The sequence below is a fragment of the Pontibacter silvestris genome (genome assembly GCF_020907275.1).
Taxonomy (GTDB): Bacteria; Bacteroidota; Bacteroidia; order Cytophagales; family Hymenobacteraceae; genus Pontibacter; species Pontibacter silvestris.
In genome coordinates, this window is the sequence record NZ_JAJJWI010000003.1 from 56,234 (window position 1) to 71,062 (window position 14,829).

The 14,829-nt window shown below is 42.2% G+C and carries 15 protein-coding genes; 3 read left to right on the forward strand and 12 right to left on the reverse strand.

Annotation, left to right across the window (positions count from 1 at the left end; translation table 11 throughout):
- Nucleotides 1-32: 32 nt before the first annotated feature.
- On the forward strand, nt 33-1,337 hold the full coding sequence (locus LN995_RS03465; protein ID WP_229958401.1) for a serine hydrolase domain-containing protein: 1,305 nt from the start codon (nt 33-35) through the stop codon (nt 1,335-1,337).
- Between the two features lie 120 nt (nt 1,338-1,457).
- On the opposite strand, the gene LN995_RS03470 is transcribed toward LN995_RS03465, so the two are convergent.
- Nucleotides 1,458-2,459 (reverse strand): MBL fold metallo-hydrolase, encoded by a 1,002-nt coding sequence (locus tag LN995_RS03470; RefSeq protein WP_229958403.1) that lies wholly within the window; start codon nt 2,457-2,459, stop codon nt 1,458-1,460.
- A 309-nt stretch (nt 2,460-2,768) separates the two neighbouring features.
- Here LN995_RS03470 and LN995_RS03475 point away from each other — a divergent pair, with 309 nt between their 5' ends.
- Nucleotides 2,769-3,677 (forward strand): DMT family transporter, encoded by a 909-nt coding sequence (locus LN995_RS03475; protein WP_229958405.1) that lies wholly within the window; start codon nt 2,769-2,771, stop codon nt 3,675-3,677.
- 179 nt (nt 3,678-3,856) lie between these two features.
- On the opposite strand, the gene LN995_RS22010 is transcribed toward LN995_RS03475, so the two are convergent.
- The 11 genes from LN995_RS22010 to lpdA form a co-directional block, all read right to left on the reverse strand.
- Nucleotides 3,857-4,030, reverse strand: a complete 174-nt coding sequence (locus LN995_RS22010) for a hypothetical protein (protein ID WP_317206923.1) — start codon at nt 4,028-4,030, stop codon at nt 3,857-3,859.
- 81 nt (nt 4,031-4,111) lie between these two features.
- Nucleotides 4,112-4,681: a 4,5-DOPA-extradiol-dioxygenase gene (gene ygiD, locus LN995_RS03480; RefSeq protein ID WP_317206924.1), complete on the reverse strand. Its 570-nt coding sequence runs from the start codon at nt 4,679-4,681 to the stop codon at nt 4,112-4,114.
- 245 nt (nt 4,682-4,926) lie between these two features.
- Nucleotides 4,927-5,571 (reverse strand): NAD(P)-dependent oxidoreductase, encoded by a 645-nt coding sequence (locus LN995_RS03485; RefSeq protein ID WP_229958407.1) that lies wholly within the window; start codon nt 5,569-5,571, stop codon nt 4,927-4,929.
- A gap of 167 nt (nt 5,572-5,738) precedes the next feature.
- Nucleotides 5,739-6,797: an AI-2E family transporter gene (locus LN995_RS03490; protein WP_229958409.1), complete on the reverse strand. Its 1,059-nt coding sequence runs from the start codon at nt 6,795-6,797 to the stop codon at nt 5,739-5,741.
- Nucleotides 6,798-7,001: 204 nt separating this feature from the next.
- Entirely contained in the window at nt 7,002-7,523 is a 522-nt protein-coding gene (locus LN995_RS03495) for a GNAT family N-acetyltransferase (RefSeq protein WP_229958411.1), read from the reverse strand.
- Nucleotides 7,524-7,765: 242 nt separating this feature from the next.
- Nucleotides 7,766-9,097, reverse strand: a complete 1,332-nt coding sequence (locus LN995_RS03500) for a DEAD/DEAH box helicase (protein ID WP_229958413.1) — start codon at nt 9,095-9,097, stop codon at nt 7,766-7,768.
- Between the two features lie 481 nt (nt 9,098-9,578).
- A complete protein-coding gene (locus LN995_RS03505; RefSeq protein WP_229958416.1) occupies nt 9,579-9,932 on the reverse strand; it encodes a response regulator in 354 nt (117 codons plus the stop codon).
- Nucleotides 9,933-9,942: 10 nt separating this feature from the next.
- Nucleotides 9,943-10,800 carry a hypothetical protein gene (locus LN995_RS03510; protein ID WP_229958418.1) on the reverse strand — a complete coding sequence of 286 codons (858 nt, stop codon included), beginning with the start codon at nt 10,798-10,800 and terminating at the stop codon, nt 9,943-9,945.
- Nucleotides 10,801-10,831: 31 nt separating this feature from the next.
- Complete coding sequence (locus LN995_RS03515) at nt 10,832-11,419, reverse strand: carboxymuconolactone decarboxylase family protein (RefSeq protein WP_229958420.1); 588 nt, start codon at nt 11,417-11,419, stop codon at nt 10,832-10,834.
- A gap of 208 nt (nt 11,420-11,627) precedes the next feature.
- A complete protein-coding gene (locus tag LN995_RS03520; RefSeq protein WP_229958422.1) occupies nt 11,628-12,341 on the reverse strand; it encodes a hypothetical protein in 714 nt (237 codons plus the stop codon).
- A gap of 189 nt (nt 12,342-12,530) precedes the next feature.
- Nucleotides 12,531-13,925, reverse strand: a complete 1,395-nt coding sequence (gene lpdA / locus LN995_RS03525) for a dihydrolipoyl dehydrogenase (protein ID WP_229958424.1) — start codon at nt 13,923-13,925, stop codon at nt 12,531-12,533.
- Nucleotides 13,926-14,130: 205 nt separating this feature from the next.
- Between lpdA and LN995_RS03530 the strand changes: the two genes are divergently transcribed.
- Nucleotides 14,131-14,757 (forward strand): tetratricopeptide repeat protein, encoded by a 627-nt coding sequence (locus LN995_RS03530; protein WP_229958426.1) that lies wholly within the window; start codon nt 14,131-14,133, stop codon nt 14,755-14,757.
- The last annotated feature ends 72 nt before the right edge of the window (nt 14,758-14,829 follow it).

Sequence of the window (14,829 nt, forward strand, 5' to 3'; positions counted from 1 at the left end):
ACTGCAAAATAAACAAACCCAAGAACTACTGTATGTTATATAAACACACGCTGACACTGTTGCTTTGCTTATGCTTCAGTTTTATCACCTTAGCTCAGAAGACTACTTCTGCCTCTACCACTCTGGCAGAAGCAAACCCTGAAAAAGCAGGAATGAGTAGCAAACGCCTGCAAAACATTGATCAGACACTTCAGGAATATGTAAACAAAGGCTATGTACCTGGTGCGGTTGGTTTGATCGCCCGTAATGGAAAAATAGTTTATTATAAGGCTATAGGCTATGACGATGCAGAGGCTAAAGATAAGCTGCAACGCGATGATATCTTTAGAATAGCTTCACAGACAAAGGCTATCACCAGCGTGGGCATTATGATGCTGTACGAAGAAGGTAAGCTGCAACTCGAAGACCCGATATCCAAGTACATTCCAAGCTTTAAAAATCCGCAGGTATTAGATAAATTTAACCCAAAGGATACAACATATACCACTAAACCAGCTAAACGCGAAATCACTATCCGTGACCTGCTTACGCATACTTCCGGCATTGGCTATGCCACCATCGGAAACCGCGAAATTGTAGCTATTTATGCCAAGAGTAACATTCCGAGTGGAATTGGCACCCCTATGGGCAGCTTAGGCAAAGCTATCACCGCTTTAGGTAAGCAACCACTTGTACACCAGCCAGGAGAACGTTTTACTTATGGTTTGAATACGGATGTATTAGGCTACCTGATTGAAGTTATTTCAGGCCAACCGCTTGACCAGTACTTCCGGAACCGCATTTTTGCCCCCCTTGATATGAACGACACCTGGTTTTACCTACCAGCAGAAAAACAGGATCGCCTGGTTAAATTATATACAGAAGGTCCTAATAAACAAATGGTACCTATGCCTGCCATAGGTAAAATGACACCAGCGTACCCGAAAGCAAAAGGCACTTACTTTTCTGGCGGAGCAGGCTTATCTTCTACTATTTACGATTATGCTGTATTCTTACAGATGCTGCTAAATGGCGGGGAGTACAACGGCCAACGCATTCTGAAACCAGCTACTGTCCGCCTCATGACTTCAAACCAAATTGGAGAGGTAAACCAGGGAGACAACAAATTCGGTTTAGGCTTTTCTGTTACCACCAAAGCAGGAGCTGCCAAATCGCCAGTTTCGGTTGGCACATTTGGCTGGGGTGGCATATTCGGCACTACCTACTGGGTTGATCCTAAAGAAGGTATAGTAGCTTTACTCTACACACAGAAGTACCCGAATAGCCACGGTGACTTAGAGGATAAATTCCGGGAGCTTGTTTATCAGGCTATCACAGATTCAGAAAGTAAAGAGTAGTTAACAACTGTAGTTTTAAAAGAGCAGGACTTGGATAACCAGAACCAATTCCTGCTCTTTTGTTTTCTACTCTATCCAAAATACAAATGCGACAGTAACATCAGGGTATCGTATAATCTCCTATCGCTCCCACCAAACCTTATTGTTAAAAGCTTCAGGCTGTACCCATTGCCCAACTTCTGGAGTTAGAACAGGAACTCCTTCTTTAACTGCTGCCTCGTGTAAGCGCTTAATAGGTTCGCCCCAGGAATGTAAGGCTAAATCAAAAGTAGCCCAATGTATTGGTAGTAGCCTGTTTCCCTTTACCTGCTGGTGAGCCTCTATGGCTTCTTCAGAGTTTGTATGAATGTCGGCCCAATTCCTATCATAGGCTCCTATCGGCATCAGCGTCAGGTCGAAAGGCCCATAAGCTTCGCCTATGTTGGAAAATTCATCCATTGGTCCCGAATCTCCGCTATAAAACACTCGATGCTTTTTGCCAATAAAGCACCACGATACCCAAAGTGTTGAATCACGGTCAAAGAGCCACCTGCCGGAGAAGTGACGAGCAGGCGTAGCGATCAATGTATTTTCACCATCATGTATCCGTTGCCACCAGTCAAATTCTACTATGTTCAGTTCTGGTACTCCCCAGTTAACTAGCCGCTTTTTTACTTTTAACGGCACATAAAACAACGGCACTTTATCCTGCAAGCTCTTAATAGTTGCATAATCCAGGTGATCGTAATGGTCATGGGAAATAACGACAGCATCGACATTATAAACATCTTCTACTTTAAGAGGAGCAGGATGTAGGCGCTTCGGACCTGCAAAAGGCACTGGTGAAGCCCGCTCGCTTAATACCGGATCGATAAGGTAACGGCGCTTGCCCAACTCCAGTAATAACGAGGCATGCCCTAGCCAGTTTACCCGTATCTCCTCCGATGGTTCTCTATCAAAATCAACTCTAGAAAGGTAATGTACCGGAATCTCGAAAGGAGGCTGGCTAGCTCCACTTGGGCGTGTGGCATATCGCTTCATCGTATCCAGCATGTCTCCTTTTTGAAAAAGTTTGGTAGCTGATATATTTAAAAACTTCCCATGTGCATACCGGGAAACTCTCGCACTAGGAGGCTTTCTCATATTATCATTTTCATTTGAACATCTCTTAAACATTACTTCAACTTGTTTGGGCTGATATATGTTTAGCTGATAAACTACTGTACCTTTTTCAATTGTCTATGGCAATTGATTATTCAGCCTTTTTCTACTGCAGGCACAGAAGTAAAACTTGTCACCTCTATTCAAATCAAACTATACTAAAAACCCATTTACTTTAAAAACTACCAGTGCAAGAAAAGTAACGAGACCAAGACCTTCTTCTACAGCTATAAGCATAAGAAGATTAACGCCTTATAACTAATCACTGTAAAAACATGTACTTTTGTGTGTATGAGTAAGCAAGTACAGGTGCATATGGCGCTGTTTCTGGTAGCGCTGATTTATGGCAGTAACTATAGCATTGCAAAAGAAGTAATGCCCACCTATGTCGGGCCATTTGGACTTATTGTGTTACGTGTGGTTTCGGCAGCCATATTCTTTGGTCTTTTTTCCCGGCTGATAACGAAAGAAAAGATTGTTGGCTGGCCTGATAACTTACGCTCCATCGCCTGCGGCGTGACAGGTGTAGCCATTAACCAGCTTTGCTTTTTTGGAGGACTTAACTTAACTGCACCAATCAATGCAGCCTTGCTGATGGTAATAAGCCCGGTATCTGTACTGATTTTTTCTACCCTTATTCTGAAAGAGCGGATTGGCTGGCGAAAGGTAACAGGCATTGTAATAGCCTGCCTTGGCACAATGCTGCTTATCAGCAGTTCACATAATGCAAATACTACAGGTAACTGGCTCGGCGATTTACTGATTATACTTAATGCCACCAGTTTTGGTCTGTACCTGGTGCTCGTAAAACCATTGATGGCAAAGTACAATGCTATTACCGTCGTGAGCCGGATTTTTACAGTTGGGGCTATTTTAGTAGTGCCTTTTGGGTTTAACCAGGTGCTCTCTCCTGCCTATACGACCTTTCCTTTTTCTATTTGGATGGCCATTGTGTTTATGATTGTTGCCGTTACCATTATGGCCTACCTCCTGAATACATGGGCTCTAAAATATGCCAATCCTTCTTTAGTTGGTATTTATATTTACCTTCAGCCGGTACTGGCAATTGCTATTGCTGTAGGCTTTGGCAAAGATGTGTTTACTGTACAAAAAGGAGTATACGCTTTGTTGATCTTTTGTGGAGTATACCTGGTCAGCAGAACAAGGCAGAACATGCAGCCAAAAGAACAGGCCCCTTAAAGAACATCAATACTTTAATGCTTCTGATATTATAAAAGATAACATTCAAAGATTTATAATATTCATTCTTCCTGCGTCATCTGTAAAAGCTTTGTTGGCTCACTTGTAGGTTAAGTTCCTTTTCCACAAAATCCTTACTGGATCTGCCTCTTTCTTTTATAAACAGCAGTAAGCTAACCCTACCCCAGCTTTACAGAGGTCATGGAAATAGCTCCTAACTGCATCCGGTCATTAAGAAAAGTTGTTTTATCCTTTTCTTTTTTCAGACCAAGGGTATACAGCAAAGGCAGGTAGTGCTCCGGTGTCGGAATAGATAAAGCTGCCGCCCTACCTAGTATAGTATATTGGACCAACGGCTGGTAATCACCGGAAAGAATGTTTTCCTTTACCTGATTGTTAAACTCTTCTGCCCAGTCATGCTTTGCATCAGGCTCTTACCAGTCCAGCATACGCAGGTTATGCACAATATTGCCACTGCCTATAATCAATACACCTTTTTCACGCAGATCAGCTAATTCTTTTGCCAGTTCGAAGTGCCACTGAGGAGGCTTGCTGTAATCAAGACTTAGCTGTAGCACGGGCACATCTGCAGCAGAGTAAATATGTTTGATTACGCTCCAGCTCCCATGGTCCAGTCCCCACTCATGGTTTAGGTGCAGCTCCGTTTTCCTTATCAACTGCTGCATTTGTACAGCCAGTTCAGGAGAACCGGGTGCCGCATATGCTACATCGAACAGTTCCTGCGGAAAGCCATAGAAGTCGTGGATGGTGCGAGGCTTTTCCATAGCTGTTACAAAAGTACCTTTTGTCTGCCAATGAGCCGAAATACATAGTATAGCAGTGGGTTTAGGTAAATCTTTACCAAGTACATTCCAGCTTCTGGTAAATTCATTTTCCTCAATGGCGTTCATGGGGCTCCCATGCTCTATAAAGTACACAGGCATTAACTGTTCCTGCGTCTTAAGCGCATCGGTAAGCTTCTTTAAGTTTTGTAAAGCAGACACTTTGTTTTTGATTACGAGTTACAGAGCAAGAGTTTTGCTTTCCTAATAAGGGAAACAAAGGAAGCGGGTTTCTTTACAATTAGTAAGTTTAACAATTAGTAAGTTTACCCTCAATTGAGAGCAGGACTTATAGGAAGAATAAAGATTAACTGAATGAAGTCTTCAAAGCTACAGGCATACACTTGGCTGGCGCTGTAAGGTATATGCCTGTATTTGCTTCTCTATTTCAGGAAGATAAACCTTTATTAGTACCCAATTGTAAAACGCTTTTTAATGAACTGAGGATCTTCCAGTTCATCCACTAAAGCAACAGCATAATCCTCGTAAGAAATATTACTTTCGCCTTTTTCATCAAACACAGGATTTTCAGTTCCAAGCCTGAAGTTACTGGTGCGTTCACCTGGCCCTATCATAAATGCAGGGCAAAAGAAAGTCCAGTCAAGTTCATTTTCCTTCTTATACACTTCCAGTGAATCACGCTGTGCAGAGGCTCCCTCTTTCCAGTCGGCAGGAAACTCTGGTGTATCTACGGCCTGTACATCAGGGCCAACATATAAGCTACCTGCCCCACCTACACTTATAAGGCGCTTTACTCCTGCTTTCTTAGCTGCCGCTATAGCTGCTTCGGCTGCTTTCACGTGCTTATGATAATCTGTGCCCGGTCCCCAGCCTGGACTATATGAAACTACCAAAGCATCATGCCCTGCTATCTGGTCCGCTGTTTCATCTACATTAAACACATCTCCTCTTAAAAGAACAAAGTCTTTGTCAACTCTTGTGATGTTTTCAGGGTGGCGTACAATGGCTGTAACTTTATGGCCTCTGTTTAGTGCCTCAGAGGTGATTTTAGAACCCACATGTCCGCTGGCTCCTATAATGGCTATTTTCATGTTTTATCTTTATGGTTTAACTTATCTTACTTGCTTTTGAGCACTTTGTTTAATTAATATAAAAATACATGTATATACATTAAATAGCTAATAGTTCTAGACCTTTCTTACTTTGGTGGGACCATGGTTTCAGCTATTTATTGTACTTTATGAAAAAATAAGATTCCTTACTCCCGTACTTGCATTTGCTTTTTGTTGCCCAACAGGTAGCCGATGGGGCGCATGGATGCTGTTTTATCAGAGATAATTTTGAAGATGGCCAGCAAGGGAACAAATAGAATCATACCTGTCATTCCCCATATCTGGCCACCTACTATAACTGCTACAATTACCGCCAGCGGGCTCAGCTGAATTTCCGAGCCTATAATAATAGGTTCCAGTACATAGCTTTCAATCAGTTGCACGATCAGTATTATAGTTCCGAAGAGCAGCACTGTATTAAAATTATTCTGGAAAACAAGCATGATACAAACAGGCAGCACACCACTTATGAAAGGCCCTATGTAAGGAATGATTGTAACAAGAGCGCCAAAAACAGTAAGCAGCACCGCATATGGGGTTCCAAAGGCAAGAAAAGTAATAAGGTACATGGCGGCTAAGGCTGTCATTACTTTTATGCGCCCCCATAGGTAGTGGTAAGACACTTCGCTTATTTCGTGTAGTGACTGTTTTGCTTTTGCTTCACGCTCCTTTGGCACATACATCAGCACAACCTCCACAAACTTATCTCTGTTTAGCAGGAACAGGAAAACATAAATAATTACCAGCAGAAATTTAAAAGATGTGAACGCCAGACCGCCTAAAAAATTGGTAAGATACTCCTGCAGCATTCCCAGAATATCATCTGAACGCTTCTGCAGCAACTGCATTTGCTTTGCTGGAGAAATACCCGACACACTGTATAAGTATTCCTGTAGCTGCTGCATCAGCTTTTCTGCAGCTTCCTTGATCGCAGGCAAATCATTAATAAAGCTCCCCAACTGGTAAATAAGCAAAGTAGCCACACCACTCACTCCTAGAAAAACTATTAGAGTACTTATGAAAGATGATATAATTCTGCCTGTTCCCTTTCTTTCGAACACTTTGGTGAGAGGCACCATAAGCATAGCCAAAAAGGCAGCAAAAGCAAAGGGCTCAAAAAAACTGGATCCAAAGTACAGACCAGCAAGAACAGCAAAAAGGGTTATAAGTACAATGTTGGTTTTCCTGAGTTTACTGTAGTTCACGTTATGAAACAAGGCTGTTGCTTTATTAAACTAGTTACTATATTATAACTGATAGTACGGTAAAACCAGTCTGAGTTTTAAAATCTGGCTCAAAAACAGCCTTAGAAGTTATAAAACAGCTTTCTTTCCATAGTACGGGTTCTCTAACTGACATTAAAGCAGGAAAGGTTATACAAAGTATAACAAAAAAATGCGCACAGCCTGCTAAAGCTCCCGCTTCATTATGTACATGCCTCTGAATTCTTCTTTCATCTGGGTGAACTCCAACGTATAAGTGCCGCACTTGTTAAAACCATTCTGTTCATAAAAGCTTACCGACCGGCTCCTATCAATTGCTTTCAGCCAGACAAGCTTCTTATTCCTTTCTCGTGCAAAAGACACGGTAAACTCTATCAGTTTACTGCCGATTCCCCTGCCTGATGCATGTTTTACCAGGTATATTCTTTCCAGCTCCAGGCACTCTTCTTCTGAGTAATTTTCTAAGGCTTTGTTTATATTCAACTTCAGAAAACCTACTAGTTTTCCTTCATCATAAATCTGGAAAAAAGCTGCATTGGGGTCAGTCAGCTCCTTTCGTAAAGCCTGTTCACTAAAGCTAAAATTTAGGTACCACTCGCCTTCGTCGTGCCAAAGGTACAGGTAATGGTCTTTATAAGCCTGTATGGATATCTGCTTTAGTTGAGATAAGCTATCGGGACTGCAAGGGACAATATTGATGTTGCTCATGAAGAGCAAACTTACAAAGAATTGGCTTTGCTTGCTTAAGCCAAGCCTACTGTATCTTTATTTTTAGTAGCGAGGCTTTTACAAAGGCAAATCATACGCTGCTTTTGTGCACCTGATGCCAACAGTTAATTACTCTGTAGCCAATACCTTTTACAGGTGTACAAGCTTCTGAAAGCTAGGAATAACAAAAAGCCCTGCTGGTAAAATACCAGCAGGGCTTTTTGTTTGTATGTGTAAGCAGCTTATGCTTGCCTTGTTTTAGGCTTATTGTCCCAGCGCCTGTTACCACCACTATTGCCATTAGCACTTGTAGTGTTTCTTGTATTACCTCCGCCGTTGCCAGTGCTTCTGGAAGAATTATTCGGACGGGTTCTGCCGCCTCTGCCTCCATGTTGCTTTTGCTGTTTTACCGTACTGGCTGCTTCCGCAAAGTCTTTCGCCGTCATCGGGTAAGGGTGGTTCTCAATAACAGGAACCGACTTATTTATAAGTTTCTGAATGCCCACCAGGTAAGGTGTTTCTTCAGCATCGCAGAAAGACAATGCTACCCCACTTGCACCAGCACGACCTGTGCGTCCGATACGGTGTACATAAGTCTCCGGCTCGTTTGGCAACTCATAATTAATTACGTGCGAAAGGTCGTCCACATCTATACCCCGGGCTGCAATGTCAGTAGCTACCAACACTCTGGTCTGGCTGCTCTTAAAGTTACTCAGGGCACGAACGCGGGCATTCTGCGACTTATTGCCATGTATAGCTTCGGCCTGTACGCCTGCTTTGGTCATATCTTTGGCTACCCTGTCGGCACCGTGTTTGGTGCGGGTAAACACTAAGGCACGGTCAATATCACCGTCTTTCAACAAGTGAATAAGCAGGTTCTTTTTATCACCTTTCTTTACATAGTACACTGCCTGCTTTATTGTATTGGCTGTAGACGATACAGGTGTAACTTCTACTTTAGCAGGGTTTACTAAGATAGTATCAGCCAGTTTCATGATTTCAGGAGCCATGGTAGCAGAGAAGAACAGCGATTGCTTTTTCTCTGGCAACACTTTCAGCACCTTCTTCACATCATGTACAAATCCCATATCCAGCATACGATCTGCCTCATCCAGCACAAACAGCTGAATATGATTTAGATTGATATACTTCTGCGCCATCAGGTCAAGCAGACGGCCTGGTGTTGCCACCAGAATATCCACACCAGCTCTAAGAGCATCTGTTTGCGCTTTTTGCGATACGCCACCGAAAATAACGGTATGCTTTAAGCCTGTGTACTTGCCATAGGCAGCCATACTTTCGCCAATCTGGATAGCAAGTTCACGGGTTGGCGTAAGTACTAATGCTTTTATAGTTTTATTTCCTTTCTGAGGTTGTTGCGCATGCAAGAGCTGCAGAATAGGAATAGAGAAAGCTGCGGTTTTACCAGTACCTGTCTGGGCACAACCTAAAATATCTTTTTGCTGAAGAATATAAGGTATAGCCTGAGCCTGAATAGGCGTAGGGTTAGTATATCCTTCGTTTTGTAGTGCCTTTAAAATAGGCTCTATCAGGTTTAAATTTTCGAATGTCATTAATTGATTTTTCAATATTGGAGACCGATCCATTTTTTCTTTACTGTGGATCAGCTTAAGCGATGAAGGACATGTTCGTAAAGTGGTATTCGAAACCTGGATCACGTTCTATTGCCCGTCTGTTCCTTCATCAACCTTTTTAGAAGAACTATAGTTCTAAATCAGGGTATGGAGGTGTAATAATGCTGTAAAGGTAGGTCTAAGAATTATACCATCCTAATTAACCATTTTTATTATATGCGATCAGGTGCATCCAATTATAACCAGCTCCGGCATTTACACGGTTTGATTACTGCTGTATGTGCAGCAAACTCTTTTAAAACCTGAAAAAGAAACGACCATCAAGCTGGCATTAAAAGCATAACATTTAAAGCAACTTTAACTTATCCCTCTAAAATTAGCTTCGATGTATTTGGGATGGGTAACACAGCAGTGGCCCTGCCAAAACATAACTTAATCTAGTTAAACCTTACATTAACACTTACTGCAGAATTTTAACCAGCTCCTTCTCATCTAAAGGCTTTGACTGATAACTGATGACATTACTGTAAGTGAGGGAACGTCTTCTGTCTAGTTCACTGGTAGAAGAGGTAAGGATATGTACCTGATAGCTCATATTACGGCTTTGCATGCTATCCAGAAATGCCCAGCCATCCATTTCAGGCATATTTAAATCCAGCAGAATAGCATCTGGTTCAATTATATTAAGGGAAGAGAAAGCTTGTACAGGATTTGTGAAATCATGCACAACATAACCCGGATAAATATTTTCTATCATTGTAGATATGATGAAGTTAGATATTTCCATATCATCTACAAGAACTATTTTTTTCATTTTATAACTTTTAAGCCTTTAATTTTAGCAAATCTGTAGTGGCTTTGGAGATAACATGTTGCAGAGCCTTGTCTAAATCTTCTGAAGATGCCTTTAGTTTGGGCAGAAACTTGTCTTTTATATCATCCGAAGAAGCGTAGTGCTCCATTAATGACATAAGGCCCATTATACGGGTAAGGGGCTCGCGCACATCGTGCGCGTTGAGTACAGATATTTGCAGCAGTTTCTCATTCTTATCTGCAATTTCTTTGGTTCTGCTTGCTATAATCTCCTTCTGTTGCTCTATGATAGAAGTTATCTCTGTGTTCTTTTCATGGATGGTAACAAGTGCATCCTTCAGGTATTTGTTCTTCTCATCCAGTTCATTAAACAGGCAAATCTCTAATAGCTTTGTTTTCAAGTTCTCGGTTGCCAGCTTAAGAAATGTTATATCTTTTTTAGTAAACAACTTGCTTGTACCAGACAGCACCGATACCAATACCTGGTGCTTCTCATCATTTCTTATAAGCCATCCCCACAGTTCTCCTTGCTCGTCTTCAGGCAGTTTATACTCCTCCGGAAGCAAAAAAGGCTCTAATTCCTTCCAACAGGCCGGTATCCCCTTCTCCAGCAGCACTTCTTCATGTGCCAAATAACCTGCCTCATGCTGCACTTGCATATTAGCTCCACCCGATGTTACCGTCAGATGCAGATAATAGCTGCCACGGTGGTAGCTTGCCCTGAACACATGAAAATTGAACAGGTATTTTAAGTTAACCTTAAAGCAGGCTGCCACATCATCAAAAGTGCGGCACCTGATTAAACTGTTGGAGAACCTGGAGTAGGCCTCGTAGGTAATCCGGAGCGCCTGATTTTCTGAAACTAACAAAGCAGAGGTATTTTACAGCAACCAAAAACTACTATAGCTCTACTTCCAGCAGTTCGTTATCTACCTTTATGCCGGAAATAGTGGCAATTGTGTTTAGCATGTTTACAAGGTCTGCCTGTGCCATCAGTTCCTGCACTTCTTCTTCTGTAAAACCAGCTTCAGCCAACTGCTGAAAGTCTTCATCGGTTACAGCTGTTGTTGTAATGGCAGCTTTCGTTACCAGATTAATGGCCACTTTATAGCTATTTGGTAAACTTGGCGAATCCAGGTTTTCGGTTACTTTGAAGTTCTCTTCATCACTGATCAATCCGCTCATGCTATCGGCAAAAATACCATGCGCCTTCGCACAATAATCGCAGCCCCGCTCTTTGGACACGTTATAGATGATAAGCTGTTTCAGAATGTTAGGCACCTGGCCTTCAACTAAAGTTGATTTTAGTTTAGCCCAGTTACCGCGAAGCAATGTGGCATTAGTACCTTGGCATTTAAACCAGTTCAGCACAAACGGCAATTGCAGCGTTTGCATGGTATCGTCGTAAATAGCTTTCACCTCCGGAATGGCGTCGTCATAAGTAACAACTTTGAAACGTGGGTTGGAAGCGGTAATTGAAAATTGCATTTTAATGTTGTGTTTAAAGGATCACAAAAGTACTATATTTTATGATCAAGTTTTCTTATGCCACATATTTTATTCTGCAAATATTATTTTAAGATGCCAAAGAAGTAATTAATACACATAACTTTATCAGGATATGAAGTAAGACTGCTGATGGCAAAGCACCAAACTAAGCAAGGACATAAGAAAATTTCTCCCGCCCCTGTTTAGTTCAAATATAAGTTCCTGCGTTAGTGCCAAGCTTTACTTTATAGCGTTTTACACTGTTAAACCTCTCCTCCATTTTGAGTACTTCATGTGTCTTTTTAGCTATCCAGAAGATGGCGTAATTGCTGCTGCCATAGTCTATCTTCAGTTGCCAGCATTCGACTGAAGTATTATTAATAGTGGTAAGCTTTTCTGAACCCGTTACCTCGTACAGGTAGTCTTTCGGACCTGCTTTACTGCCAGGGTGATAAAAGTTTATTTTGTACACTGTGTTTGCCTTTAAGGGCAGGCTTTCAAAAAACTCCAGGTCCAGTTCCCAATTAAAAGTGGCCTCCTGCAAAGCTACCTTAAACCCTTTCGCTGCATTGTTTACAGTAGTGTCTGTGCCTTCTACCCTGTCAGCATAAAAATTATAGGCTAAAGTGCCCCTGTAAATAGTGCTGGTGTGGTAAATGGGTACAAAATTTTTCTTGCAGATAGAGTAGACAGCCCTGTGGGATAATGTATCGGTGCCAATCCAGTTCTGCCGTATCACCAGGCGCTCCTTGCCATCTATGGTTTGATAACTTACCTTGCGGTTCCAGAGGCTTTGGGTAAGTACTTTGGGGTTGCCTGGCGTTTGTACAGTTACCAGATATTGCCGGGTGCCTGGCTTAAGCTGTTTTACTTTTAAATCTTTAGCAGAGATAGCTAAGGTATCGGGTTGAGCGTAACTCACGGCACATAGCATAAAGCTGATGCCCAGCAGTAGTAATCTTCATAGTTGTAGATAGTATTGTAGTATAAAGCTCCTGAAAGCCTCAGAAGTAAGTGCAAAATAAAGCCCCTTTTCGCTGTATTCCATCTAAAGCAAAAAGGGGCTGACCGAAAACTCGACCAACCCCTTAAAAGTATCTGTAAATATAAATTACAAGTGGATTACCTCGTCATATGCTGCGGCAGAAGCCTCCATGATAGCTTCGCTCATGGTTGGGTGTGGGTGAACAGCCTTGATGATTTCGTGGCCGGTAGTTTCCAACTTACGGGCAACTACTACTTCCGCAATCATTTCTGTTACGTTAGAGCCAATCATGTGCGCGCCCAGGAACTCGCCATACTTCGCATCGAAGATAACTTTTACAAAGCCTTCTTTCACACCGCCAGCACTTGCCTTACCAGAAGCTGTGAACGGGAACTTACCAACTTTAATATCCAGACCTTGCTCACGGGCTGCTTTCTCTGTTAAGCCAACAGAAGCTACTTCAGGTGAGCAATAAGTACAGCCAGGTATATTGCCATAGTTCAATGGCTCTGGGTTCTGACCAGCTATTTTCTCTACGCAGATAATACCTTCTGCGGAAGCCACGTGTGCTAAAGCAGGACCAGGAACAATATCACCGATAGCATAGATTCCGTCTACATTAGTTTTGTAGAAATCATCTACCAACACACGGCCTCTGTCAGTTTTAACACCTAGCTCTTCCAGGCCAAGGTTCTCCAGATTTGTCTGAATACCTACAGCAGAAAGCACGACCTCAGCCTCAAGTATTTGCTCGCCTTTAGCAGTTTTAACTTTCACTTTGCAGATATCGCCGCTTGTATCAACAGACTCTACAGAAGAATCTGTCATAATATTGATACCAGACTTTCTGAAAGACTTTGAAAGCTGACGAGACACTTCCTCATCCTCTACAGGAACTATATTTGGCAGGTATTCTACAATGGTTACTTTCGTACCCATGGCGTTGTAGAAGTAAGCAAACTCAACCCCGATTGCACCTGAACCAACTATTACTATGCTTTCCGGCTTCTTGTCTAGAGACATTGCCTGGCGATAACCAATGATTTTTTTACCGTCGATTGGCAGGTTAGGAAGTTCACGTGAACGGGCACCGGTGGCCAGAATAATATTTGTAGCTTCTACAGTGCTTTTTTTGCCATCGGCATCTGTTACTTCTACTTTGCCTTTGCCTGTAACTTTACCTGTTCCCATGATAGTCTCTATCTTGTTCTTACGGAACAGGAACTGAATTCCTTTGCTCATGCCGTCGGCCACACCGCGGCTGCGCTTAATAACAGCACCAAAATCGACAGAAGCATCGCCTACTGTAATGCCATAGTCTGCAGCATGGTTGATGTACTCAAATACACTTGCGCTTTTCAATAAAGCTTTTGTAGGAATACAGCCCCAGTTCAGGCAGATTCCACCAAGCGACTCGCGCTCTATTACACCTACTTTTAAACCCAGTTGCGACGCACGTATTGCTGCCACATATCCGCCCGGGCCACTACCAATAACTACTAAATCGTATTTTGATGCCATGGTTTCCTTATTTTTAATGATGAGCAAAAATAAGCCATAATTCCAACTTCACAAAACTACTCTTCTATTTGCCTCAGCTATATAGTTATATAATAATAGCAAGATAAAGATGTAAGTGAATAATGATAATACATCATATAGTTGAAAAGGCTTTTTAAACAGCCTATGTACTGTTATTTTGCACGCGTTAAAATAGCGCTATCTTATGAAGACACTATTTACGATGCTTGCATCAGTTTTGATTTCTTTCTCTGCTCTTTCACAGCATTCTGCTAAAGATTACTTCCTAAGCGGAAACCAGAAGTTTAAAGTTGGCAGTTATGCCGAGGCTATCAAAGACTATAATGCAGTATTAAAGCTGGAGCCTCAACATGTAGTTACCATCACTAACCGTGGTGTGGCTAAAGACCGCCTTAAAGATTACCGTGGCGCTATAGAAGATTTTACCCGAGCTATTGCCTTAGCCCCGAAGCACACGGAGGCCTGGTTTAGCCGTGGTCTCTCTAAGTATAATTTAAAAGACTATCGTGCTGCTTTGCTGGACTTTAACAAAGCTATAGAACTGGCCCCTAAAGACGCAAAAATTTACAACAACCGTGGTCTTACACGCTATGGTTTAAAAGACTACAGCGGAGCTATTAAGGATTATGATATGGCTGTTTCGCTGCATGAGGGCTATGAAGAAGCCTATTATAACCGTGGTGCTCCTAAATACCACCTCAGTGACAAAGCAGGTGCCTGCTCCGACTGGACAAAGGCCCGATCACTTGGACTAAAGGATGCTGATGCTTACCTGAAAAAGTATTGTAAAGAACCAGTAGTTACCAAGTAAGAAAGAGCGCAAGTCTGGTTGTTGGTAAAAGCTTCCACTACTAGTCCTCAAACACTGCAACCGCCTTATCGA

Excerpts from the sequence above, each read along its gene's own strand:
- LN995_RS03500 (WP_229958413.1), bottom strand. The coding sequence starts at position 9,097 with ATGACATTCGAAAATTTAAACCTGATAGAGCCTATTTTAAAGGCACTA.
- LN995_RS03495 (WP_229958411.1), bottom strand. The coding sequence starts at position 7,523 with ATGAGCAACATCAATATTGTCCCTTGCAGTCCCGATAGCTTATCTCAA.
- LN995_RS03465 (WP_229958401.1), top strand. The coding sequence starts at position 33 with ATGTTATATAAACACACGCTGACACTGTTGCTTTGCTTATGCTTCAGT.
- LN995_RS03470 (WP_229958403.1), bottom strand. The coding sequence starts at position 2,459 with ATGAGAAAGCCTCCTAGTGCGAGAGTTTCCCGGTATGCACATGGGAAG.
- LN995_RS03530 (WP_229958426.1), top strand. The coding sequence starts at position 14,131 with ATGAAGACACTATTTACGATGCTTGCATCAGTTTTGATTTCTTTCTCT.
- LN995_RS03515 (WP_229958420.1), bottom strand. The coding sequence starts at position 11,419 with ATGCAATTTTCAATTACCGCTTCCAACCCACGTTTCAAAGTTGTTACT.
- LN995_RS03475 (WP_229958405.1), top strand. The coding sequence starts at position 2,769 with ATGAGTAAGCAAGTACAGGTGCATATGGCGCTGTTTCTGGTAGCGCTG.
- LN995_RS03485 (WP_229958407.1), bottom strand. The coding sequence starts at position 5,571 with ATGAAAATAGCCATTATAGGAGCCAGCGGACATGTGGGTTCTAAAATC.
- lpdA (WP_229958424.1), bottom strand. The coding sequence starts at position 13,925 with ATGGCATCAAAATACGATTTAGTAGTTATTGGTAGTGGCCCGGGCGGA.
- LN995_RS03505 (WP_229958416.1), bottom strand. The coding sequence starts at position 9,932 with ATGAAAAAAATAGTTCTTGTAGATGATATGGAAATATCTAACTTCATC.